The 22,847-nt window shown below is 68.0% G+C and carries 23 protein-coding genes; 12 read left to right on the forward strand and 11 right to left on the reverse strand.

Going from position 1 to position 22,847, the window contains the following annotated elements:
* From B2J86_RS14810 to B2J86_RS14820, 3 genes are all read right to left on the reverse strand, one after another.
* On the reverse strand, positions 1 to 1,570 hold a 1,570-nt coding region (locus B2J86_RS14810), incomplete at its 3' end, for a methyl-accepting chemotaxis protein (RefSeq protein WP_173026003.1).
* A gap of 102 nt (positions 1,571 to 1,672) precedes the next feature.
* The gene (gene parC / locus B2J86_RS14815; RefSeq protein ID WP_173026004.1) at positions 1,673 to 4,015 is read right to left on the reverse strand and encodes a DNA topoisomerase IV subunit A; all 2,343 of its coding nucleotides are present in this window, start codon (positions 4,013 to 4,015) and stop codon (positions 1,673 to 1,675) included.
* 110 nt (positions 4,016 to 4,125) lie between these two features.
* A complete protein-coding gene (locus B2J86_RS14820; RefSeq protein WP_173026005.1) occupies positions 4,126 to 6,108 on the reverse strand; it encodes a DNA topoisomerase IV subunit B in 1,983 nt (660 codons plus the stop codon).
* Positions 6,109 to 6,248: 140 nt separating this feature from the next.
* Between B2J86_RS14820 and B2J86_RS14825 the strand changes: the two genes are divergently transcribed.
* The 6 genes from B2J86_RS14825 to B2J86_RS14850 all read left to right on the forward strand — a co-directional run bounded on the left by B2J86_RS14825 (position 6,249) and on the right by B2J86_RS14850 (position 11,117).
* Complete coding sequence (locus tag B2J86_RS14825) at positions 6,249 to 7,466, forward strand: MFS transporter (RefSeq protein WP_169169309.1); 1,218 nt, start codon at positions 6,249 to 6,251, stop codon at positions 7,464 to 7,466.
* Between the two features lies 1 nt (position 7,467).
* A complete protein-coding gene (locus B2J86_RS14830; protein ID WP_169169305.1) occupies positions 7,468 to 7,632 on the forward strand; it encodes a hypothetical protein in 165 nt (54 codons plus the stop codon).
* A gap of 77 nt (positions 7,633 to 7,709) precedes the next feature.
* Positions 7,710 to 8,264 carry a bifunctional 2-polyprenyl-6-hydroxyphenol methylase/3-demethylubiquinol 3-O-methyltransferase UbiG gene (locus B2J86_RS14835; RefSeq protein WP_173026006.1) on the forward strand — a complete coding sequence of 185 codons (555 nt, stop codon included), beginning with the start codon at positions 7,710 to 7,712 and terminating at the stop codon, positions 8,262 to 8,264.
* A gap of 30 nt (positions 8,265 to 8,294) precedes the next feature.
* On the forward strand, positions 8,295 to 9,191 hold the full coding sequence (gene dapA, locus B2J86_RS14840) for a 4-hydroxy-tetrahydrodipicolinate synthase (protein ID WP_169634786.1): 897 nt from the start codon (positions 8,295 to 8,297) through the stop codon (positions 9,189 to 9,191).
* Positions 9,192 to 9,231: 40 nt separating this feature from the next.
* Positions 9,232 to 10,320, forward strand: coding sequence for an outer membrane protein assembly factor BamC (bamC, locus tag B2J86_RS14845; protein WP_169634787.1), 1,089 nt, complete (start codon positions 9,232 to 9,234; stop codon positions 10,318 to 10,320).
* Between the two features lie 11 nt (positions 10,321 to 10,331).
* Positions 10,332 to 11,117 (forward strand): MBL fold metallo-hydrolase, encoded by a 786-nt coding sequence (locus B2J86_RS14850; protein ID WP_169634788.1) that lies wholly within the window; start codon positions 10,332 to 10,334, stop codon positions 11,115 to 11,117.
* 100 nt (positions 11,118 to 11,217) lie between these two features.
* Here B2J86_RS14850 and B2J86_RS14855 read toward each other — a convergent pair whose 3' ends face one another.
* From B2J86_RS14855 to B2J86_RS14865, 3 genes are all read right to left on the reverse strand, one after another.
* Positions 11,218 to 11,508 carry a hypothetical protein gene (locus B2J86_RS14855; protein ID WP_169169314.1) on the reverse strand — a complete coding sequence of 97 codons (291 nt, stop codon included), beginning with the start codon at positions 11,506 to 11,508 and terminating at the stop codon, positions 11,218 to 11,220.
* A 208-nt stretch (positions 11,509 to 11,716) separates the two neighbouring features.
* The gene (locus tag B2J86_RS14860; protein ID WP_173026007.1) at positions 11,717 to 12,238 is read right to left on the reverse strand and encodes a hypothetical protein; all 522 of its coding nucleotides are present in this window, start codon (positions 12,236 to 12,238) and stop codon (positions 11,717 to 11,719) included.
* A 1-nt stretch (position 12,239) separates the two neighbouring features.
* Positions 12,240 to 13,379 (reverse strand): cupin domain-containing protein, encoded by a 1,140-nt coding sequence (locus B2J86_RS14865; RefSeq protein WP_169169316.1) that lies wholly within the window; start codon positions 13,377 to 13,379, stop codon positions 12,240 to 12,242.
* 55 nt (positions 13,380 to 13,434) lie between these two features.
* Here B2J86_RS14865 and B2J86_RS14870 point away from each other — a divergent pair, with 55 nt between their 5' ends.
* Positions 13,435 to 13,959, forward strand: coding sequence for a peptidylprolyl isomerase (locus B2J86_RS14870; RefSeq protein WP_169169317.1), 525 nt, complete (start codon positions 13,435 to 13,437; stop codon positions 13,957 to 13,959).
* Positions 13,960 to 14,013: 54 nt separating this feature from the next.
* Here B2J86_RS14870 and B2J86_RS14875 read toward each other — a convergent pair whose 3' ends face one another.
* From B2J86_RS14875 to coaBC, 4 genes are all read right to left on the reverse strand, one after another.
* Positions 14,014 to 14,574, reverse strand: a complete 561-nt coding sequence (locus tag B2J86_RS14875; protein WP_169634790.1) for a glycine zipper 2TM domain-containing protein — start codon at positions 14,572 to 14,574, stop codon at positions 14,014 to 14,016.
* A 156-nt stretch (positions 14,575 to 14,730) separates the two neighbouring features.
* A complete protein-coding gene (gene dut, locus B2J86_RS14880) occupies positions 14,731 to 15,177 on the reverse strand; it encodes a dUTP diphosphatase (protein WP_169169319.1) in 447 nt (148 codons plus the stop codon).
* The gene (locus tag B2J86_RS14885; protein WP_169169320.1) at positions 15,167 to 15,724 is read right to left on the reverse strand and encodes a hypothetical protein; all 558 of its coding nucleotides are present in this window, start codon (positions 15,722 to 15,724) and stop codon (positions 15,167 to 15,169) included. Before B2J86_RS14885 ends, dut begins: the two co-directional genes overlap by 11 nt.
* Before the next feature lie 11 nt (positions 15,725 to 15,735).
* A complete protein-coding gene (coaBC, locus tag B2J86_RS14890) occupies positions 15,736 to 16,962 on the reverse strand; it encodes a bifunctional phosphopantothenoylcysteine decarboxylase/phosphopantothenate--cysteine ligase CoaBC (protein ID WP_169169321.1) in 1,227 nt (408 codons plus the stop codon).
* 104 nt (positions 16,963 to 17,066) lie between these two features.
* On the opposite strand from coaBC, the gene B2J86_RS14895 reads away from it, so the two are divergent.
* The 5 genes from B2J86_RS14895 (at position 17,067) to ftsB (ending at position 21,666) form a co-directional block, all read left to right on the forward strand.
* On the forward strand, positions 17,067 to 18,749 hold the full coding sequence (locus B2J86_RS14895) for a CTP synthase (RefSeq protein ID WP_169169322.1): 1,683 nt from the start codon (positions 17,067 to 17,069) through the stop codon (positions 18,747 to 18,749).
* Complete coding sequence (gene kdsA / locus B2J86_RS14900) at positions 18,746 to 19,603, forward strand: 3-deoxy-8-phosphooctulonate synthase (RefSeq protein WP_169169323.1); 858 nt, start codon at positions 18,746 to 18,748, stop codon at positions 19,601 to 19,603. Before B2J86_RS14895 ends, kdsA begins: the two co-directional genes overlap by 4 nt.
* 4 nt (positions 19,604 to 19,607) lie before the next feature.
* Positions 19,608 to 19,898 carry a DUF1330 domain-containing protein gene (locus B2J86_RS14905; protein ID WP_169169324.1) on the forward strand — a complete coding sequence of 97 codons (291 nt, stop codon included), beginning with the start codon at positions 19,608 to 19,610 and terminating at the stop codon, positions 19,896 to 19,898.
* A 163-nt stretch (positions 19,899 to 20,061) separates the two neighbouring features.
* Positions 20,062 to 21,345 (forward strand): phosphopyruvate hydratase, encoded by a 1,284-nt coding sequence (gene eno, locus B2J86_RS14910; RefSeq protein WP_169169325.1) that lies wholly within the window; start codon positions 20,062 to 20,064, stop codon positions 21,343 to 21,345.
* Between the two features lie 45 nt (positions 21,346 to 21,390).
* Positions 21,391 to 21,666 carry a cell division protein FtsB gene (gene ftsB, locus B2J86_RS14915; RefSeq protein ID WP_169169326.1) on the forward strand — a complete coding sequence of 92 codons (276 nt, stop codon included), beginning with the start codon at positions 21,391 to 21,393 and terminating at the stop codon, positions 21,664 to 21,666.
* A gap of 187 nt (positions 21,667 to 21,853) precedes the next feature.
* On the opposite strand, the gene B2J86_RS14920 is transcribed toward ftsB, so the two are convergent.
* The gene (locus B2J86_RS14920; RefSeq protein ID WP_169169327.1) at positions 21,854 to 22,846 is read right to left on the reverse strand and encodes an Hsp33 family molecular chaperone HslO; all 993 of its coding nucleotides are present in this window, start codon (positions 22,844 to 22,846) and stop codon (positions 21,854 to 21,856) included.
* Position 22,847: the final 1 nt, after the last annotated feature.

Consider the following 22,847-nt stretch of genomic DNA (forward strand, 5'->3'; position numbering starts at 1 on the left):
GCTGCGCCGGCACGCTGGCGCCCACGGCCGACTCCTGGATCTTGAACATCGCCACGACCTGCGTGAGCTGCTGGGCCTGCTCGCGCAGGCTTTGCGCCGCCGCGGTGCTTTGCTCGACCAGCGCGGCGTTTTGCTGCGTCATCTGGTCCAGGTGGCCCACGGCCTGGTTGACCTGCGAGATGCCCGCGCTCTGCTCGGTCGATGCGGCAGTGATCTCGCCGATCATGTCGGTCACGCGCTGCACCGACTGCACGATGTCGCCCATGGTGGTGCCGGCGTCCGAGACCAGGCGCGTGCCTGCGCCCACCTTGTCGACCGACACGCCGATGAGGTTCTTGATTTCCTTGGCAGCCTCGGCGCTGCGCTGCGCCAGGCTGCGCACCTCGCTGGCCACCACCGCAAAGCCGCGGCCCTGCTCGCCCGCGCGCGCGGCCTCCACCGCGGCGTTGAGCGCCAGGATGTTGGTCTGGAAGGCGATGCCGTCGATCACACCGATGATGTCGGAGATCTTGCGGCTGCTGTCGTTGATCTCTTCCATGGTGGCCACGACCTGGGCCACCACCTCGCCGCCGCGCCGCGCCACGCCCGAGGCACCCGCTGCCAGGCTGCTGGCCTGCTGTGCGCTGCTGGCGCTTTGCGCGATGGTGCTGGTGAACTGCTCCATGGCGGCAGCGGTTTCCTGCAGGTTGCTCGAGGTCTGCTCGGTGCGCGCCGACAGGTCGTGATTGCCGCTGGCGATCTCGGAGCTGGCCACGGCGATGCTGTCGGTGCTCTGGCGCACCTGGTGCACCATGCGCCCAAGCGAGGCGCTCATGGCATAGAGCGAGTGCAGCAACTCGCCAAACTCGTCACCCCGGCCCACCTCGTTGCGCGCGCTCAGGTCGCCCCCGGCAATGCGCGCGGCCAGTGCGTTGGCCTGCGCCAGCGGCTGTTGGATGCTGCGGATGAGCAGAAACGCTCCCGCCGCGACGGCCAGCAGCACCAGGGCCACCGCCGCGGCGGCGATTTGCAGCGTCGCGGTGCGCGAGGCTGCGATGCTCTGCTGCTGGGCTTGCGCTGCCTGGTGCTGCATTTCCACGAAGTCGCGCAGGGTTTGCAGGTAGGCGGCCGACGCCGGGTTGTAGGTCTTCTCCACGAACGCGATGGCCTCGTCGTGCTGGCCGCCGGCCTTGAGCTGGCGGGCCTGCGTGCGCGCATCGGCCATGGCCTTGCGGGCCGCAGCCACCTTGGCCATCTGCGCCCGGTCGGCCTGCGCCAGCGCCATGGCCTCGATCGATTTCTGCACCTCACCGATTTGCGCGGTGGTGGCCGCCATCGCGTCCTGGAACACCGTCTCGACCCTCGGGTCGCTGCTGACGATGACCGCCTGGGTGCGCGCGGCGTTGGTCTCCGTCAGGCCCGCCCAGCGGATGGCGGCTTCCACGCGCCGTGCCATCGCCGCAGTGGCCGTGTCGCTCTCGGCCTGCACCTGGGCCGACCGCAGGCCGGCCCACCCCAGCACAGCGGCCAGCAGCAGCACGATGGCAAGGACGGACAACCACAGCTTGTGGGCAATGCGGAGTTGCTTCATCAGGGGCCTTTTTGTTATGTCGACATGTAAAAGTCGTCGCTAGTCAACCCGCCATTACACCCAAGCCGCCCGACACGCCCTTGCGCTAGATCAAAGGTCTGTCTATTCCACGCGCACCACCGAACCCGGCTTGAAGCCCAGATCCGCCGCCTTGCCCTTGCGCCCCCGCGCAGCGCGGGCGTTGTTGAGCGAGCGGATCTCCAGCGTTTCTTCGCGCGGCTTGCCGCCGCGCCCCACGCCCTCGATGCGGATGCTGCGCGTGTAGGCCGTCGCGCCCGCGAGCTGGTCCTTGGCCTCCAGGTCGATCAGCATCAGGCCGCGCCCGCCCTTGTCCATGCGCTTGAGTTCGCTGATTTCAAAGGTCAGGATGCGCCCGCCCACCGATGCGCAGGCCACATGCGTGGCGGCGGCGAGCGGCGCGCTGCCGCTGGTGTGCGCTGCGTGCGAGGGTGCGCACACGGCCTCGCCCTCGCCGAGGCTGAGGAAGGCCTTGCCGCTCTTGTTGCGCGAGACCATGGCCTCCACCGTCGCCACGAAGCCATAGCCCCCGGTGCTGGCCAGCAGCAGCGTGGCGGCGGGCGGGCCGGCAAAGTAGTGCGCGATCTGGCTGCCGGGCTCCAGCTCGATCAGCGTGGTCACGGGCTGGCCGTCGCCGCGCGCGCCGGGCAGTTGCGCCACCGGCACCGAATACACGCGGCCATTGCTGCCGAACACCAGGAAGGTGTCGACGGTGCGGCATTCAAACGTGCCATACAGCCCATCGCCGGCCTTGAAGGCGAAGCTGGCGGCCTCGTGGCCGTGGCCGTTGCGCGCGCGCACCCAGCCTTTTTGCGACACCACGACGGTGACCGGCTCATCGACCACCTTGACCTCGACCACGGCCTTCTTCTCGGCCTGGATCAGGGTGCGGCGCGCGTCGGCGAACTGCTTGGCGTCCTGCTCGATTTCCTTGGTCATCAGGCGGCGCAGCGCGGCCGGGCTACCTAGGATTTCCTCGAGCTTGCCCTGGCTCTCGCGCAGGTCCTTGAGCTCCTGCTCGATCTTGATGGCTTCGAGCCGCGCGAGCTGGCGCAGGCGGATTTCAAGGATGTCCTCGGCCTGGCGCTCACTCAGGGCAAAGCGCGCGATCAGCGCCGCCTTGGGCTCCTCGGCGGCGCGGATGATGGCGATGACCTCGTCGATGTTGAGCAACACGGTCTGCCGCCCCTCGAGGATATGGATGCGGTCCAGCACCTTGGTTAAACGGTGCTGCGAGCGCCGCGTGATCGTGCCCTGGCGGAACGCGATCCACTCTTCGAGCATGCGGCGCAGCGACTTCTGCACCGGCTTGCCATCGATGCCGACCATGGTGAGGTTGATGGACGACGACGTCTCCAGGCTGGTGTGCGCGAGCAGCGCCGTGATCAACTCCTGCTGCGGCGTCTTGCCGGTCTTGGGCTCGAACACCAGGCGCACGGGCGCGTCCTTGCTCGACTCGTCGCGCACCACGTCGAGCACGGCCAGAACGCTGGCCTTGAGCAGCGTCTGCTCCTGCGTGAGCGCCTTCTTGCCGGTCTTGATCTTGGGGTTGGTCAGCTCCTCGATTTCCTCGAGCACCTTTTGTGTGCTCACGCCGGGCGGCAGCTCGGTCACGACCAGCTGCCACTGGCCGCGCGCCAGCTCTTCGATCTTCCAGCGCGCGCGCACCTTCAGGCTGCCGCGGCCGCTGCGGTAGGCATCGGCGATGTCGCTGGCGGCGCTGATGATCTGGCCGCCGCCGGGGTAGTCGGGGCCGGGCACCAGCGCCAGCAGGTCCGCCTCGGACAACTGCGGGTTCTTGATCAGCGCCACGCAGGCATCGGCCACCTCGCGCAGGTTGTGGCTGGGGATTTCGGTGGCCAGGCCCACGGCGATGCCGCTGGCGCCGTTGAGCAGCGTGAACGGCAGGCGCGCCGGCAGCTGGCGCGGCTCGACGGTGGAGCCGTCGTAGTTGGGAATGAAGTCGACGGTGCCTTCGTCGATCTCGCCCGTGAGCAGGCTGGTGATCTTGGACAGCCGCGCCTCGGTGTAGCGCATGGCCGCTGCGCCATCGCCGTCGCGCGAGCCGAAGTTGCCCTGGCCGTCGATCAGCGGGTAGCGCTGCGAGAAGTCCTGTGCCATGCGCACCAGCGCGTCGTAGGCCGACTGGTCGCCGTGCGGGTGGAAGCGCCCGAGCACGTCGCCGACCACGCGCGCGCTCTTGACCGGCTTGGGCGCGGTGTTGCCCGAGTGGCCCAGGCCCATGCGCTCCATCGCATACAGGATGCGCCGCTGCACGGGCTTCATGCCGTCGCACACATCGGGCAGGGCGCGGCCCTTGACCACGCTCAGGGCGTATTCGAGGTAGGCGCGCTGGGCGTAGGTGCCCAGGCCCGGCTCGTCGGGCGTTTCGGGGGCAGAAAATTCGAGGGTGGGTTGGTCACTCATGCGGGGCATTCCGTCGTTGGCGCGCGGCGCGGGGCCGGGCCACCAGATTGATCACTCTATTTTTGATAGCTATCAGCGCTTACCCAGTAAGGGCTGGAGGCCAAAAACACTTAAATATCGACTTCCACGCTGTCGCCGTGCAGCTCCATCAGCTCGCGCCGCGCGCCGGCTTCGCCCTTGCCCATGAGCTTGGTGATCAGGCCCTCGGTGGCCGCGAAGTCGAGCGCGCCCAGCTGCACCGGCAGCAGGCGCCGCGTGTCGGGGTTGAGCGTGGTCTCCCAGAGCTGCTCGGCGTTCATCTCGCCCAGGCCCTTGAAGCGGCTGATGGCGCATTTCTCGCGCGCCACGCCGTCCTTGGCGCACTTGTCGAGGATGGCGGTGAGCTCGCCCTCGTCGAGCGCGTACATCTTGGCGGCAGGCTTCTTGCCGCGCGCCGGCACATCGACGCGGAACAGCGGCGGCCGCGCCACATAGACATGGCCGGTCTCGATGAGCTTGGGGAAATGGCGGAAGAACAGCGTCAGCAGCAGCACCTGGATGTGCGAGCCGTCGACGTCGGCGTCGCTGAGGATGCAGATCTTGCCGTAGCGCAGGCCCGAAAGGTCGGGGGTGTCGTTGGGCCCGTGCGGGTCGACGCCGATGGCCACGGCGATGTCGTGGATCTCGTTGTTGGCGAACAGCCGGTCGCGCTCGACCTCCCAGGTGTTGAGCACCTTGCCGCGCAGCGGCAGCACGGCCTGGGTTTCCTTGTCGCGGCCCATCTTGGCGCTGCCGCCGGCCGAGTCGCCCTCGACCAGGAAGACCTCGTTGTAGGCGAGGTCGCGGCTTTCGCAGTCGGTGAGCTTGCCCGGCAGCACGGCCACGCCCGATCCCTTGCGCTTCTCGACCTTCTGGCCGGCCTTCTGGCGCGTCTGCGCGGCCTTGATCGCGAGCTCGGCCAGCTTCTTGCCGTATTCGACATGTTGGTGCAGCCAGAGCTCGAGCGCGGGGCGCACGAAGCTCGACACCAGGCGCACGGCGTCGCGCGAGTTCAGCCGCTCCTTGATCTGGCCCTGGAACTGCGGATCGAGCACCTTGGCCGAGAGCACGTAGTTGGCGCGCGCAAACACGTCTTCCGGCATGAGCTTGACGCCCTTCGGTAAAAGGCTATGCAGTTCGATGAAACTCTTGACGGCCTGGAACAGGCCGTCGCGCAGGCCGCTCTCGTGCGTGCCGCCGGCACTGGTGGGGATCAGGTTGACGTAGCTCTCGCGCACCGGCGCGCCCTCTTCGGTGAAGGCCACGCACCAGGCGGCGCCCTCGCCTTCTGCGAAGCTGTCGTGGCCGCTGTCGGCAAAGCCCTCGCCCTCGAACAGCGGGATCACGGGGTCGGTGACCAGCGTCTGCATCAGGTAGTCGCGCAGGCCGCCCTTGTACTGCCAGGTCTGGACCTCGCGCGTTTTCTCGACCGTGAGCGTGACCGACACGCCGGGCATCAGCACCGCCTTGCTGCGCAGCAGGTGCGTCAGCTCGGCCATGGGCAGGTGGGCCGATTCGAAGTACTTGGCGTCGGGCCAGGCGCGCACGCTCGTGCCCTGGCGGCGGTCGCCCGGGCCCTGGGCACGCAGGGCCAGCGGCTCGATCACATCGCCCGCTGAAAACACCAGAGTGGCGACCTGGCCTTCGCGGTGGCTGGTCACCTCCATCCGCTGCGAGAGCGCGTTGGTCACCGACACGCCGACGCCGTGCAGGCCGCCCGAGAAGCTGTAGGCGCCGCCCTTGCCCTTGTCGAATTTGCCGCCGGCGTGCAGGCGCGTGAACACCAGCTCGACCACGGGGGCCTGTTCTTCGGGGTGCATGCCGAACGGGATCCCGCGGCCGTCGTCGTCCACGCTGACCGAGCCATCGGTGTGCAGCGTGACGCGGATCTTCTTGCCATGCCCGGCGAGCGCCTCGTCGGCAGCGTTGTCGAGCACTTCCTGGATGATGTGCAGCGGGTTGTCGGTGCGCGTGTACATGCCCGGGCGCTGCTTGACGGGCTCCAGGCCCTTGAGCACGCGGATCGAGCTTTCGGAATATTCGGGGGGGGTTATGGGGGTGGGTTTGGCTGCCATGGTGGCGGATTGTAGTGCTGCGCTGCCGCAATAGCTGGATATAAAGACAGGCCCGTGGGCCGTCCCGGCCCGGCCCCCGGGGCGTGCACGCGTCATGCAGGCGTCAAGCAAACCCCGACGCAATTGGCTACATTCGCCCGATGCAAACCGAACCGCGCAAACTTTCGATGTTCCAGGTGCTGGCCTGCGGCGCCGCCATCGTCACCCTGTCGATGGGCATCCGCCACGGCTTTGGCCTGTGGCTGCAGCCGATCACGCAGGAGATGGGCTGGACGCGGCAATCGTTTGCGCTGGCGCTGGCGATCCAGAACCTGTCGTGGGGCGTCATGGGCATCTTCGCCGGCATGGTGGCCGACCGCTTCGGCGCCTTTCGCGTGCTCGTCGGCGGCGCGCTGCTCTATGCGCTGGGCCTGGCGGGCATGGCGCTGTCGCCCAGCACCACCTTGTTTGCGCTCACGGCCGGGGTGCTGATCGGAGCGGCCCAGGCCGGCACCACCTATGCGGTGATCTATGGCGTGCTGGGGCGCCAGATTGCGCCCGAGCGCCGCTCGTGGGCCATGGGCGTGGCCGCGGCCGCAGGCTCGTTCGGCCAGTTCCTGATGGTGCCCGTCGAGGGCTTTCTGATCACGCGCCTGGGCTGGCAGGACGCCCTGCTGGCCCTGGCGTTGATGGTGCTGCTGGTGGTGCCGCTGGCGTTCGGCCTGCGCGAGCCGGGCTTCAAGGGCACGGCGCCCGTGCGCCGCGCCCAGACGGTGGGCCAGGCGCTGGCCGAGGCCTTCCGCTACCCCAGCTTCCTGCTGCTGACGGCAGGCTACTTTGTCTGCGGCTTCCAGGTGGTGTTCATCGGCGTGCACATGCCCAGCTACCTCAAGGACCACGGCCTGTCGCCCCAGGTCGCCAGCTATGCGCTGGCGCTGATCGGCCTGTTCAACGTGTTCGGCACCTACATCGCCGGCACGCTGGGCCAGCGCATGCCCAAGCGCAACATCCTGGCGTTCATCTACTTCGCGCGTGCCGTGGTTATCGGCATCTTCCTGCTGGCGCCGCTCACGCCCGCCAGCGTTTACATCTTCTCCGCCGTGATGGGCGCCTTGTGGCTGTCCACGGTGCCGCCGACCAATGCCACCATTGCGCAGATCTTTGGCGTGCAGCACCTGTCGATGCTCGGCGGCTTCGTGTTCTTCAGCCACCAGCTGGGCAGCTTCATGGGAGTGTGGCTCGGCGGCTACCTGTACGACCGCACCGGCAGCTACGATACCGTCTGGATCCTCGCGATCGTGCTCGGCGTCGTGGCCGGGCTGATCAACCTGCCGGTCAAGGAGCACGCCATCCAGCGCACCGCCCCGCTGCCCGCCTGACATGTCCACCGACCGCCTGCCCACCGCCCCGCACGCCCGCCGCCCCGCCTGGCGCGGCTGGGGGCTGGGCGTGCTCGCGCTGGCGGCGTCGCTCGCGGTGTTTGCGCTGTATTCCGAGCCCGGCTTCATGGTGATGCTCGCAGACCAGATGTGGGCCTGCTTCTGACGCATTTCCCATGAAAACAGCCTCCAGCGCTTATCCATAAAACGCTGGCAGCTACATAAACAATAGTAAGGACCTGCATGCACGGCTCTGAAACCCCTTCCGACTGGGTGCGGCGCTGGTCGCATCTGGTGCCGCCCGGCGCCCCGGTGCTCGACGTCGCCTGCGGCCTGGGCCGCCACCTGCGCTGGTTTGCCCTGCGCGGCCACCCGGTCACGGGCGTGGACCGTGCACCGCAAGCCGCCGAGGCCGCGGCGGCCGTGGGCGAGGCGGTCTGCGCCGACATCGAGAACGGCCCCTGGCCGTTTGCCGGACGCCAGTTCGGCGCCGTGGTGGTGACGAACTACCTCTGGCGGCCGCTGTGGCCCACGCTGGTCGCCAGCGTGGCGCCGGGCGGCGTGCTGCTCTGCGAGACCTTTGCCAGCGGCAACGAAACCGTCGGCAGGCCCTCGCGCCCGGACTTTCTGCTCCAGCCAGGCGAGCTGCTCTCCACCTGCGCAGGCCTGCGCGTGGTGGCCTACGAAGACGGCTACCTGGACGCGCCCGCGCGCTTCGTGCAGCGCATCGCCGCCGTGCGGGCCTCCTCCGAGGCCGCTGCGCCCGCGCGCCACGGGCTGGCCGGCGGCTCTAGTTAGAATGCCCTTTTACCGTTTTGCACTGCGGACATGACCCTACCTAGCGCCCCCCTCACCGGCAGCATCGTCGCCCTCGCCACCCCCATGCACGCGGATGGCAGCGTGGACTACCCCGCCCTGCGCAAACTGATCGACTGGCACATTGCCGAAGGCACCGACTGCATCGGCGTGGTGGGCACCACGGGCGAGTCCCCCACGGTCAACGTCGAGGAGCACTGCGAGATCATCCGCGTCAGCGTCGAGCAGGCCGCCAAGCGCGTGCCCATCATGGCCGGCTGCGGTGCCAACTCCACCGCCGAAGCCATCGAGCTGGCCCGGTTCGCCAAGAAGGTCGGCGCCGACAGCCAGTTGCAGGTCGTGCCCTACTACAACAAGCCCACGCAAGAGGGCCAGTACCAGCACTTCAAGGCCATCGCCGAGGCCACGGGCGACCTGCCCACCGTGCTCTACAACGTGCCCGGCCGCTCGGTGGCCGACATGCAGCACGACACCGTGCTGCGCCTGGCGCAGGTGCCGGGCATCATCGGCATCAAGGAGGCCACGGGCAACATCGAGCGCGCGCAGTGGCTGATCCGCGACCTGCCGAAAAACTTCGCCGTGTACTCGGGCGACGACCCCACCGCCGTCGCGCTGATGCTGTGCGGCGGCCATGGCAACGTGAGCGTCACCGCCAACGTGGCGCCGCGCCTGATGAGCCAGCTGTGCCAGGCCGCCCTGGCCGGCGACGTGCGCCGCGCCATGGAGATCCAGTTCCAGCTGATGCCCGTGCACAAGAACCTGTTCATCGAGGCCAACCCCATCCCCCTCAAGTGGGCCATGGCCCGCATGGGCCTGTGCGGCGGCACCATGCGCCTGCCCATGACGCCGCTCGCCCCCCACAACGAAGCCGTGGTCGAAGGCGCGCTGCGCGACAGCGGCCTGCTCTGACACACCCTTCGCTCTTGTCCGCATTTCCAAGGATTTCTGCGTGAACCCTACTGCACGACTGGGCCTGCTGGGCCTGACCATTGCGCTGTCCGCCTGTTCGGCGCTGGATGGCGAAAAAATCGACTACAAGAGTGCCACCAAAGGCCCCACCCTCGAAGTGCCGCCCGACCTGCAACAACTCTCGCGCGAGAGCCGCTACACGGTTCCGGGCGGCGTGGTGTCTGCCAACGCGCTGCAGGCCGGCCAGGCCGCCCAGCCGTCGGCCACCAGCACTGCGGCCGCCGCCGCGCTGGGCGACGTGCGCATCGAGCGCGACGGCAACCAGCGCTGGCTGGTCGTCAAGCGCCCCGCCGACCAGCTCTGGGACCCGGTGCGCGAGTTCTGGACCGAGAACGGCTTCACGCTCGCGCTCGACCAGTCCAACGTCGGCATCATGGAAACCGACTGGGCCGAAAACCGCGCCAAGCTGCCGCAGGACATCATCCGCTCGACGCTTGGCAAGGTGTTCGAGTCTCTGTATTCCACCGGCGAGCGCGACAAGTTCCGCACCCGCCTGGAACGCGCTGCCGACGGCAGCACCGAGATCTACATCAGCCACCGCGGCATGGTCGAGGTCTACACCAGCGCAGCCAAGGACAGCACCATCTGGCAGCCGCGCCCGGTGAGCCCCGAGCTGGAAACCGAATTCCTGCGCCGCCTGATGGTCAAGCTCGGCGTGAGCGAAGAGCAATCCAAGGCGATTGCGGCCGCGCCGGTGCAACTGCCGCCGAGCGCGCGCATGGCCACCGTGGCGGGCGCCCCGGTACTGCAGCTCGACGAAGGCTTTGACCGCGCCTGGCGCCGCATCGGGCTGGCCCTGGACCGCACCGGCTTCACCGTCGAAGACCGCGACCGCAGCCAGGGCGTGTATTTCGTGCGCTACGTGGCACCGGGCACCGACAAGGAGAAAGAAGGCTTCTTCAGCAAGCTGTTTGGCTCCAAGGGTGCGACGCCCCCGCTCAAGTACCGCGTGGTGGTGCGCAGCGAAGGCAATGCCAGCACGGTGTCGGTGCTCAATGCGGCCGGTGCGCCGGAAACCTCGGCCAATGCCCAAAGCATCGTGCGCGTTCTCGCCGCCGACCTGAAGTAAAGCGCGGCGCCATGCTGCGCTTCAGGAGCCTGGGCAGCGGCAGCTCAGGCAATGCCACCGTGGTCGAGGGGCGCAGCGGCGCCCTGGTGCAGCGCCTGCTGGTCGACTGCGGCTTGGGGCTGCGCCAGCTGCAGGCCCGCCTGGGGCTGGCGGGTCTGGCGCTGGACCAGATCGACGCCCTTTTCATCACCCACGAGCACTCGGACCACATCGGCTGCGCGCGGGCGCTCGCCCTGCGCGAGCGCATCCCCGTCTGGATGAGTGCGGGCACGTATGCCGCGTTGGGCGAGCCCGAGTTCGACGGCCTGCTCCACCTCGCCTGCGACGGCGAGGCCATCGACCTCGGAAGCTTCGAGGCCCGGCCCTTCACCGTGCCGCACGATGCGCGCGAGCCCCTGCAGCTGCGCTGCAGCGACGGCGCATCGCACCTGGGCGTGGTGACCGATCTGGGCCATGCCTCCGACCACGTACTGCGCGAACTCGCAGGCTGCCATGCCTTGCTGCTGGAATCGAACCACGATCCCGAGTTGCTGGAGGCGTCGCGGTATCCAGCCTTCCTCAAGCGCCGGGTGGGCGGCGCCTATGGTCACCTTGCGAATGCCGCCGCAGCGGACATCCTGCGTGCGGTGTGCCATCCCGGACTGCAATGCGTGGTCGGGGCGCACCTGAGTGCCCACAACAACCGCGCCGAGCTGGTACAGGCAGCCCTCGCCGCTGCCATGGGCTGGAGTCCCTCGGACATCGGCATTGCCCATCCGCTGTCCGGCACCGACTGGCTGAGCGTGCCCTTAGGCTGATGCCCCTTGCGCACTGGCGAAAAAAAACCCCGACCCAAAGGGGTGCGGGGTTTGTGCCAGAGCGCCAGCCGCAGAGGCCTGGCGCCCGGACCGCTGCGACTTACTTGGAAGCAGGGGCAGGTGCAGCAGCGGCTGCTGCAGCAGCGTCGGCAGAAGCCTTGGCAGCGTCGGCAGCTTCAGCAGCAGCCTTGGCAGCGTCGTCAGCAGCAGCGGCCGCAGGAGCGGTGGCATCGGCAGCGGGTGCAGCGGCAGGAGCTTCTGCGGGTGCGGGTGCAGGTGCAGGCACTTCGACGGGAGCAGGTGCAGGCGCAGAAACGGGCTCTTCCTTCTTGCCGCAGGCAGCGAGGGCGGCGACAGCGATCAGGGAGGCCAGGACGAGGGTCTTGTTCATTTCAGGTTTCCTTGGTGGACGTACAAAAAATTGGATGCCACAACGCCAGCGCTCTTGCAGCTAGGCTACGCTCTGGCAGAGTTTGCGCAACGCGCGTTTTCTACTCGATCGATGATTATATTGGGAATTCGTCAATCCTGACTAACACTGACGCCCCCTTGCTGCTACCAAACGTTGCGTGCATCGGACGCTTTTCCGCAGGGGCAGCCTACAACCCCAATGTGCTGGCCGGAAAGCCCGGTGCGCTCTTGTTGCGCAGCCATCCGCACAGTGCCTCGCCCAGCAGGACACGCCGCTCGGGCTCGCTGCCGCTGATGCCAGTGCAGCGCTCCGGGTCCCACCGCTGCAGCGTCCAGCCCGGCGACCAGATGGCGCTGGGAATGTCCAGCGGGTCCGCCGCAGCGCAGGCACGGCAGGTCACGATGTGGTCCCAGGTGCGGCGCCAGGACACGAAGCGGGCGTGGCGCCGCACCACCTCGTCGTAGCTGCGCGCCAGCACGTTGAAGCGCCGCCCCGTGCGGGACCATGCCTGCAGCGCGTCGGCCACCGCTCGCTCGCCCAGCGGCCAGTCGTGAAAATTCGCATCGCTGATGGTGATCTCGCGCCACCCCTCGCGGGCGGCGGTGGCAAACGCATCGCGCACCCGTTGCTGGAATTGCGTGCGCCCACTGAACCGGCCCTGGGGCAGTGGAGCCTCCAACCCCTCGTACAGGTTCGGTGATACGGGCATGTCAGCGGGCTTCGCCAGAGGGGTGGGCGTGCGCCCAGCCGGCATCGCACCAGGACGAGAGCAGTTCGAGCGCGCCGTCGCTGGCCTGCGCCAGCTCGTGCGCCTGCAGCCTGCGCTGGTCGGCCAGTTGGCGCATCAACCGAGCATCGCGCCCGGCGGCGCGGTAGCTCTCGCCGTTGATGAAGACATGGTCTGCGTCGTACAGCATGCGCGTGCGCCGGTCCAGCGCCAACTCTTCCAGCATGACGCCGTCCGGCCCCGGCTCGAACCAGACATTGGCTTTGGGCTCGGTCAGGTACTCGCCCAGCGCACGCTCCAGCACGCGCGGCTGCGCGAGCGCGCGCTGCAGGGCGGCGCGGGCAAAATCCTGCAGGGCCAGCGGAATCTCGCCCGGCTGTGCCACGGCGGCCTGCTGGGCGTCGCGGTAGAGCAGCGGCGCCCCGCCTTCGCCGTCGTCGCCATCGGCCAGCCGCACCAGCAGCTCCTGCGCGAGATCGGTGCGTTCGGGCACGCGAAAGCCCACCGAATAGGTCATGCACTCGCCCTCGGCAATGCCGTCGTGCGCCCAGCGCGGGGGCAGATAGAGCATGTCGCCGGGCTCCAGCACGTACTCTTCCTCGGGCTCGAAGTGCGCGAGAATTTTCAGCGGAACGTCGTCGCGCAGGCTCAGGTCCTTCTGCCGGCCGATGCGCCAGCGCCGGCGCCCATGGGCCTGCAGCAGGAACACGTCGTAGCTGTCGAAGTGCGGCCCCACGCCGCCGCCATCGCTGGCATAGCTGATCATCAGGTCATCGAGCCGGGCATCGGGCACAAAGCGAAACTGCTGCATCAGCGCATGCACGCCGTTGTCATGCAGGTCCGCCCCTTGCACCAGCAGCGTCCAATCGGGGCGCTGCAGCGGCGGCAGCGCGCGGCGCGGCAGCGGGCCGTGCTGCAGCTTCCATGCCGCACCGATCTGCTGCACCAGGCGCGACTCCACGCCCTCCTGCCCCGCCAGCGCAAACAGCTGTGCCCGCGAAAGCGCGGGCTGGAAGCCGGGGATCGCCTGGCGCACCAGCAGGGGTTTCTTCTGCCAGTGGCGGCGCATGAACTGCGTTGGCGTCAATCCGCCCAGAAGGGCCAGGGGATGGTGGATGTCCATGGAAACTTATCGGCCCCACAAGAAGGGCTGTTGGTCAAACTGCGACAATTCTCCTATGGAAATTACAGAACAATGTGTGGTCGCACTGACGTGGACCCTCAAAGACACCCTCGGCGAGGAACTGGACGTGCTGGCAGAGCCGGTGGAGTTCCTGGTCGGAGGCGACGACCTGCTGGCGCGCATCGAGGAGGCGCTGCAGGGCCACACCATCGGCGACAAGCTCTCGCTGCACATCGAGCCCGAAGAGGCATTCGGTGACTACAACGACCAGCTGCTGTTTCTGGAACCGCGCGCTCTCTTCCCCGCCGAGCTGGAGGAAGGCATGACCTTCGACGGCAACGCCCTGCCCGCCGGCTGCAACCCTGACGCGCCTCGCGAGGCGCTCTACACGGTGTCGGAGATTTACCCCGACCATGTGGTGCTGGACGGAAACCACCCGCTGGCGGGCATCGCCATCCGCCTGCACCTCACCGTATGCGGCGTGCGCGAGGCGACCGAAGAAGAAATTGGCAGCGGCACCGCCGGCACAGGTTTCTTCCGCATCGAACCCCACGCGCCAGGCAACGACCTGCTGCACTGAGCGCATCTGTGGCGACGGGGACGGGGCAGCCCCCCCCCCGCACCCGCCTCGCGATCACATGCGAGAAATCTGGCCGTTGTAGAGGCGCACCCGGTCGCCTATGCGCAGGTCGCCCGGCGAACTCACGTCATAGGCGCGCAGCCCGCCCTGGTCCAGCTGGATGGTGATGCGATAGGCCTGGTCATAGCTGCCCGCATTGGCGGCATTGTTGCGGCCTTCCACCGTATTGCCCACCACGGCGCCTCCCAGGGCGCCCACGGCCGTAGCCGCGGCACGCCCGCTGCCGCCGCCGATCTGGTTGCCCAGCACACCGCCCACCACCGCACCCAGCAAGGCCCCGCCGCCCGAGGTCTGGCCGCGTTGCTGCGCCTGCGGTTGCAGCAGCTCGATGTTTGCCACCCGGCCGTACTCGGTGCCGACCGGCGCGCCCTGCTGTGCGGGATATGTCTGGTATCCGCCCGAGGGATAGGCAGGCTGCTGGGGATAAGAGGTTTGCGGGTATGACGGTTGCTGATAGACCGGCGACTGGGCGGGATACGGTGCGCAGGCTGCCAACGTGCCCAGCAGCAGGACGGATGCGGCCACATGGGCGCCGCGGGTGATGGTGGTGTGCATGACAAACTCCTTGTGAGAGTGCCGCCAGCGGGAGGACTCCCGGCAGGTGGCACGAGAGACCGATTTCAGCAGACCCCATGCATTCCCCGCGCCGGGCGATGGCGGGCCCTCAGGTCGGCCAGAACGCCGCGCCCCGGTGGGCCGGGGCCTACAGGCTCAGGCCTTGCCGGTGGAGCCGTAGCCGTTTTCGCCGCGCAGGGTGGCGGGAAATTCGCTCACCACGTTGAACCGGGCCTGCACCACCGGCACGATCACCAACTGGGCCAGGCGCTCCATCGGCTCGAGCGTGAACGGCGCGCCGCTGCGGTTCCAGGCGCTGACCATGAGCTGCCCCTGGTAGTCGCTGTCGATGAGCCCGACCAGGTTGCCCAGCACGATGCCGTGCTTGTGGCCCAGGCCCGAGCGCGGCAGGATCAGCGCGGCATAGCCGGGGTCTTTGAGGTAGATGGCGATGCCGGTGGGCACCAGCTGCCAGGCATTGGGCTCGAGCGTGAGCGGCGCGTCCAGACAGGCGCGCAAATCGAGGCCGGCGCTGCCGGGCGTGGCATAGGCGGGCAGTTGCTGCGCCAGGCGCGCATCGAGAATTTTGAGATCAATTTTCATGGCTTGTGGGGGTCTTTGCGGCGTGTCGCGTCCGCTCGCGCAGCCTCTGCTGCAAGCGGTCGATGGCGACGGCAATGTCCATGGGTGCATGGACCGGGGACCGCGACTGTAACCTCGCCAACAGCGCCTGCGCCGAACGCACACCCCAGCCGGCCAGCGCGGTGGCCAGCAGTGCCCACAGCGACCCCCGCCCCCAAGCGAACAGGGCCAGCGCCTGGAACGCCACCAGCCAAGGCCAGGCGATAGCGATCGGACGCAGCCGCCGCACCCATTCGGCCGACATGCCAGACAGTGCCGCAGCGGGACTGGCATGCGGGGGGCGGCCCACCACCTTGTCTGAGCCATCGGGGCGGACCATGCCGGCGGGCGCATGCGCGGCGGGGTGCGCCGACGCACCGCGGGCGGTTTCGTCCAGGCCGTGGTGCGGCTTGCTGGCCCGGGTGGCAGCGCCCAGGGCCGCAGCCTGCTGCGCCATCAGCTGCTCCACATAGCGCGCAAAGTCCCCGTCAGCGGGCGGGTCCCAGCGGGATGGCGACGGTGCGGCCATGCGCGCTCCCGTCAGGCCGCGGGGCGGGGTGGCAGGCGGGTGGCCAGGTCTTCCACCAGCTGCCGCGCCAGCGCACGCTTGGAAGCACGCGGCAGCTCGCGGTGGCCTTGCGCGTCGACCAGCAGCAGCGCGTTGTCGTCCAGGCCAAAGGTGGCCGGGCCGATGTTGCCTACCAGCAGCGGCACGCCCTTGCGCGCGCGCTTGGCGCTGGCGTGCGCGAGCAGGTCGTGGCTCTCGGCGGCAAAACCGACGCAAAACAGGTCGCCGACCAGCGCATGCTGCGACTGCGCCACGGTCGCCAGGATGTCGGGGTTCTCGACAAAGCCGAGCACCGGCGTCCGGCCCGAGCCATCCTTCTTGATCTTCTGCTGCGACTGCGAGGCCGGCCGCCAGTCGGCCACCGCGGCAGTTGCTATGAATACGGTAGCTGTCTGCGCACGCGGGATAACCGCTTCGAGCATTTCTTGTGCAGATTGCACGTCCACGCGGTGGACGCCGCGCGGCGTGGGCAGGTGCACCGGGCCGGCCACCAGCGTGACCTCGGCGCCAGCCTCGCGCGCCGCGCGCGCAATCGCAAAGCCCATCTTGCCGCTCGAATGGTTGGTGATGCCGCGGACCGGGTCGATGGCTTCGAACGTCGGGCCGGCGGTGACCAGGACCTTCTGCCCCGCCAGGCGCTTGGGCGTCAAAAAGGCGATGGTTTCTTCGAGCAGTTCGGCGGGCTCGAGCATGCGCCCGTCGCCGGTCTCGCCGCAGGCCTGGTCGCCGTGGCCCACGGCCAGCACCGCGGCGCCGTCCGCGGCGACCTGCGCCAGGTTGCGCTGCGTGGCCGGGTGCGCCCACATTTCACGGTTCATGGCCGGCGCCAGCAGCAGCGGCACGCGCTCTTGCGGCCGCGCCAGGCACAGCAGGCTCAGCAGCTCGTCGGCCCGGCCCTGCGCCAGCCGTGCCACGAAGTCGGCGCTGCAGGGAGCGATCAGGACCACATCGGCCTCGCGGCCCAGGTTGATGTGCGGCATGTTGTTGGACTCGCGCGCGTCCCACTGCGATCCGTACACGGGCCGGCCCGACAGCGCCTGCATCGTCACGGGCGTGATAAAGCGCTCGGCGGCCTCGGTCATGACCACCTGCACGGTGGCGCCCTCCTTGATCAACAGGCGGCACAGTTCGGCCGATTTGTAACAAGCGACCCCTCCGCTGAGGCCCAGAAGCACGTGTTTGCCAGCAAGCTCATTCATGGCCTGCAATTTAGCAGACGCTGCCATGGGGCCAAGCGTGCGGCGGCCGGCAGGCCCGCAGGGGTGACACCTATAATCCCAATTTCCCACCACCTATAAATGACATGACCAAATTTGTCTTCGTCACCGGCGGTGTGGTGTCTTCCCTGGGCAAGGGAATCGCCTCAGCCTCCCTTGCCGCGATCCTCGAATCGCGGGGCCTCAAAGTCACCCTCATCAAGCTCGACCCGTACATCAACGTGGACCCGGGCACCATGTCGCCATTCCAGCACGGCGAAGTTTTCGTGACCGACGACGGCGCCGAAACCGACCTCGACCTGGGCCATTACGAGCGTTTCATTGAAACGCGCATGAAGAAGTCGAACAACTTCACCACCGGCAAGATTTACCAGTCGGTGCTCGAGAAAGAGCGCCGCGGCGACTACCTCGGCAAGACGGTGCAGGTGATTCCGCACGTCACCAACGAGATCCAGGAATTCATCAAGCGCGGTGCCGGCATGGACACGCCCGACGCGGTCGATGTGGCCATCGTCGAGATCGGTGGCACGGTGGGGGACATCGAATCGCTGCCTTTCCTTGAAGCCGTGCGCCAGATGAGCCTGCGCATGGGCCCCAACAACACCGCCTTCGTGCACCTGACCTACCTGCCCTGGATTGCCACGGCCGGCGAGCTCAAGACCAAGCCCACCCAGCACACGGTGCAGGAGCTGCGCAAGATCGGCATCCAGCCCGACGCCCTGCTGTGCCGTGCGCACCACCCCGTGCCGTCGGAAGAGCGCGAAAAGATCTCGCTGTTCACCAACGTGCAGGAATGGGGCGTGATCTCCATGTGGGACGTGGACACCATCTACAAGGTGCCGCGCATGCTGCACGAGCAGGGCCTCGACGGCCTGATCTGCGATAAGCTGCGCCTGAACACGCCGCCCACCAGCCTCAAGCGCTGGGACGCGCTCGTGCACGAGACCGAAAGCCCGCAAGGCGAAGTGCGCATTGCCATGGTGGGCAAATACGTCGAGCTGTCGGACAGCTACAAGTCGGTCAACGAGGCGCTGCGCCACGCCGGCATGCAGAACCATGTGCGCGTGAAGATCGACCACATCGACTCCGAGACCATCGAAGGCCATGCCGCCGAGAAGCTCGCGCAGTACGACGCCATCCTCGTGCCCGGTGGCTTCGGTTCGCGCGGCGTCGAGGGCAAGATCAGCACGGCCCAGTACGCCCGCGAGCACAAGGTGCCCTACCTCGGCATCTGCCTGGGAATGCAGGTCGCCACCATCGAGTACGCCCGCCATGTGGCCGGCCTCGAGGGCGCCAACTCCACCGAATTCGACCCCGCCACCCCGTACCCGGTGATCGCACTGATCAACGAGTGGAAGGACGCGGACGGCTCCATCCAGACGCGCGACGCCAACTCCGACCTCGGCGGCACCATGCGCCTGGGCGCGCAAAGCTCGGACGTGGAACCGGGCACGCTGGCGCACCGCATCTACGGCAGCGTGGTGACCGAGCGCCACCGCCACCGCTACGAAGCCAACGTGAACTACCTTGAGCAGCTGCGCAAGGCGGGGCTGGTGATCTCGGCGCTGACCCAGCGCGAGCACCTGACCGAAATCGTCGAGCTGCCCCAGGCCGTGCACCCGTGGTTCATGGGCGTGCAGTTCCACCCCGAGTTCAAGTCGACCCCGTGGGACGGCCACCCGCTGTTCAACGCCTTCATCAAGGCCGCCATCGCCCACCAGAAGCCCGCGCCCGCTGCGGCCGCCCACCCCCAAGAGGTGCCAGCATGAAACTCTGCGGCTTTGACGTCGGCCTCGACCAGCGCTTCTTCCTGATCGCGGGCCCCTGCGTGATCGAGTCCGAGCAGCTGCAGATGGACGTGGCGGGGCGGCTTTTGGAGATCACCGCCAGCCTGGGCATCCCGTTCATCTTCAAGAGCAGTTTCGACAAGGCCAACCGGTCGTCCGGCACCAGCTTTCGGGGCCCCGGCCGCGACAAGGGCCTGGAGATCCTGGCCAAGATCCGCCGCGAACTGAACGTGCCGGTGCTCACCGATGTGCACACCGAGGACGACATCGCCGCGGCCGCCCAGGTCGTCGACGTGCTGCAGACGCCTGCCTTCCTGTGCCGCCAGACCGACTTCATCCGCGCCGTGGCGCAGTCGGGCAAGCCGGTGAACATCAAGAAGGGACAGTTCCTCGCGCCGCACGACATGAAGAACGTGATCGACAAGGCCCGCGCCGCAGCGCGCGAAGCCGGCCTTCCCGAGGACAGCTTCATGGCCTGCGAGCGCGGCGCCAGCTTTGGCTATAACAACCTGGTCAGCGACATGCGCAGCCTGGCCATCATGCGCGAGACCGCTGCGCCGGTCGTGTTCGACGCCACGCACAGCGTGCAGCTGCCCGGCGGCCAGGGCACCACCAGCGGCGGCCAGCGCGAGATGGTGCCGGTGCTGGCGCGTGCGGCCGTGGCCGTGGGCGTGGCGGGGCTGTTCATGGAGACCCATCCCGACCCTTCCAAGGCGCTGAGCGACGGCCCCAACGCCGTGCCGCTGCAGCACATGCAGGCGCTGCTGGAAACGCTGGTCGCCCTGGACGCTGTCACCAAGAAAAACGGATTCCTCGAAAACAACTTTGGAGCCTGAAGACATGAGCAGTGGTTACGTCATCGCATCGGTCACCGTCACCAACCCCACGCAGTACGAGGAGTACCGCAAGTGGAGCTCCGAGGCCATGCGCGTGCACGGCGCCGAGGTGTGCGTGCGCGGCGGCAAGGTCGAGGTGCTCGAAGGCGACTGGAATCCCGGCCGCACCGTGATCCTCAAGTTCCCCAGCTTCGAGGCGGCCCGCGCCTTCCACGACACGCCCGAGTACCGCAAAGCCAGGGCCGCGCGCGAAGGCGCTGCCGTGATGCGCATGGTCTGCGTCGAAGGCGTCTGATAACGTTCCCGCTGCGCTGCGGACCGCCGTGCCAGGCGCTGCAGCCATTCCTTTATTGATAGCTGCCAGCGCACGCCAGCATTGCGCCAGAGGCTATTTTCATCAATAAACTGGCGCCCCGATAACGTGCCAGTTTCTTTTCAAAAACTCCCCAAGGAAGACCATGAGTGCCATTGTTGACATCGTAGGCCGCGAAGTGCTGGACAGCCGCGGCAACCCCACCGTCGAATGCGACGTGCTGCTCGAATCGGGCGTGATGGGCCGCGCGGCCGTGCCCTCGGGCGCCTCCACCGGCAGCCGCGAAGCCATCGAGCTGCGCGACGGCGACAAGGGCCGCTACCTGGGCAAGGGCGTGCTCAAGGCCGTGGAGCACATCAACACCGAGATCTCCGAGGCTGTGCTGGGCCTGGACGCCTCCGAGCAGGCCTTTCTCGACAAGATCCTGATCGACCTCGACGGCACCGACAACAAGAGCCGCCTGGGCGCCAACGCCATGCTGGCCGTCTCGATGGCCGTGGCCCGCGCCGCTGCCGAAGAGTCGGGCCTGCCGCTGTACCGCTACCTCGGCGGCATGGGCGGCATGCAGCTGCCCGTGCCCATGATGAACGTGATCAACGGTGGCGCGCACGCCAACAACACGCTCGACATCCAGGAATTCATGATCGTGCCCGTGGGCGCGCCGAGCTTCCGCGAAGCCGTGCGCTGGGGCGCCGAGGTGTTCCACGCGCTCAAGAAGATCATCCACGACAAGGGCATGAGCACCGCCGTGGGCGACGAAGGCGGCTTTGCGCCTTCCGTGGAAAGCCACGAAGCCGCCATCCAGCTGATCCTGCAGGCCATCGACGCGGCCGGCTACACCGCCGGTGAGCAGATCGCCCTGGCCCTGGACTGCGCCGCCAGCGAGTTCTACAAGGACGGCCAATACCACCTGGCCGGCGAAGGCCTGGCGCTCAGCGCCGAAGCCTGGACCGACATGCTGGCCACCTGGTGCGACAAGTACCCGATCATCAGCATCGAAGACGCGATGCACGAGGGCGACTGGGACGGCTGGAAGCACATCACCGAGCGCCTGGGCAAGAACGTGCAGCTGGTCGGCGACGACCTGTTCGTCACCAACACCAGGATCCTGCAGGAAGGCATCGACAAGGGCATTGCCAACTCGATCCTGATCAAGATCAACCAGATCGGCACGCTGACCGAGACCTTCGCCGCCATCGAAATGGCCAAGCGCGCCGGCTACACCGCCGTGATCAGCCACCGCTCGGGCGAAACCGAGGACAGCACCATCGCCGACATCGCGGTCGGCACCAACGCCGGGCAGATCAAGACCGGCTCGCTGAGCCGCTCGGACCGCATGGCCAAGTACAACCAGCTGCTGCGCATCGAGGAAGACCTGGGCGACATCGCCCACTACCCCGGCCGCCGCGCGTTCTACAACCTGCGCTGAGCCGCGCCGCTGGCCGAACGCCGCGCCTAGCCGTATTGCGAAGCCATGGTCTCCCGCCTGGTCACCCTGGTGCTGTTGGTCCTGCTGACGGCACTGCACGCCCAGCTCTGGCTCGGGCGGGGCAGCGTGCTGCGCGTGCAGGAGATGCAGCGCCAGATCACCGCGCAGAAAGCCGCCAACGCCAGCGCCAGCGCCGCCAATGCGCGCCTCATGTCCGAGGTGCACGACCTCAAGGAAGGCCTCGACATGGTCGAGGAGAAGGCGCGCAGCGAGCTGGGCATGGTCAAGCCGCACGAAATCTTCGTACAGTACACGCCCTGAAACGGACGCGGCATGCGCCGCCCGGTGGCGCCGCCAATGCGGAACGGCGAAAGAGCGCGCTGCATGCTATTTTTTCAATAGCTGCAAGCGCTTGATCCATCAGCGCTACAACGCTATTTGATCAAAAAAGCAAGCCGTGCGGGGATGCCGGTGCCGCGCGCACGCCGCGCTCCACGCCGGCCCGGTGTCACTGCACTGCCGAGGGCGCGGGCGGCTGGCGCACGGGCGGGCCAGCGAAAATCTGCGCCGCATCCACGGGATCGAAGTGGTACTGCTTGCCGCAGTATTCGCACGCCACCTCGATCCGGCCCTGCTCGGCCAGGATGCTCTCGGCCTCCTCCACGCCCAGGCTTTGCAGCATGCGGCCCACGCGCTCGCGGCTGCAGGTGCAGGCAAAGCGCGGGCCGGTGGCGCCTTGCTGGGGCTCGAAACGCAGCAGCTTCTCTTCCCAGAACAGGCGCCGCAGGATGGTCTCCACGTCGAGCGTGAGCAGTTCCTCGCGCGTCAGGCTGGCCGCCAGGTGCGCGATGCGGTTGTAGTCCTCGTTGCGGCCGATCTGGTCTTCCTCGTCGCGCCGCGCCGCACCGCCCGCAATGTTGCCCTCGCCCTTGACCGGCATGCGCTGCACCAGCAGGCCCGCGGCGACGCGGTCGTTGGCAGCCAGCACCAGCGTGGCGTCGAGCTGCTCGGACTGCAGCATGTAGTGCGACAGCACGTCGCTCAGGCGCTCGAGCTTGCGCCCCTGGGCATCCACCAGCGGCACCACCCCCTGGTAGGGCTGCTGGCCCGGGAACTTGTCCTTGGGGTCGAGCGTGATGGCACAGCGCCCGCCGCCACCCACGTTGACCAGCGCACCGAGCGCGGCGTCGTCCGCCACGTCGCCCTTGAGCGTGGCCGTCGCGCGCAGGCTCAGGTCGGACTGGACCTCGGCCACGGCCAGCTTGACCGGACCGTCGCCAAAAATCTGCAGCACCAGCGCGCCGTTGAACTTGATGCCCGACTGCATCAGCACGCCGGCCGCCGCCATCTCGCCCAGCAGCTCGCCCACGGGCACGGGGTAGGCGCCCGAAGCGGTGTTGTCTGCGCGCCGGCGCAGCATTTCGGTCCAGGCATCGGTGAGGCGCACGATGGCGCCGCGCACGGGCTGGCCGTCAAAAAGAAATCGGTGAAGTTCAGACACG

The sequence above is a fragment of the Acidovorax sp. SRB_14 genome, from assembly GCF_012932145.1.
GTDB lineage: Bacteria > Pseudomonadota > Gammaproteobacteria > Burkholderiales > Burkholderiaceae_C > Simplicispira.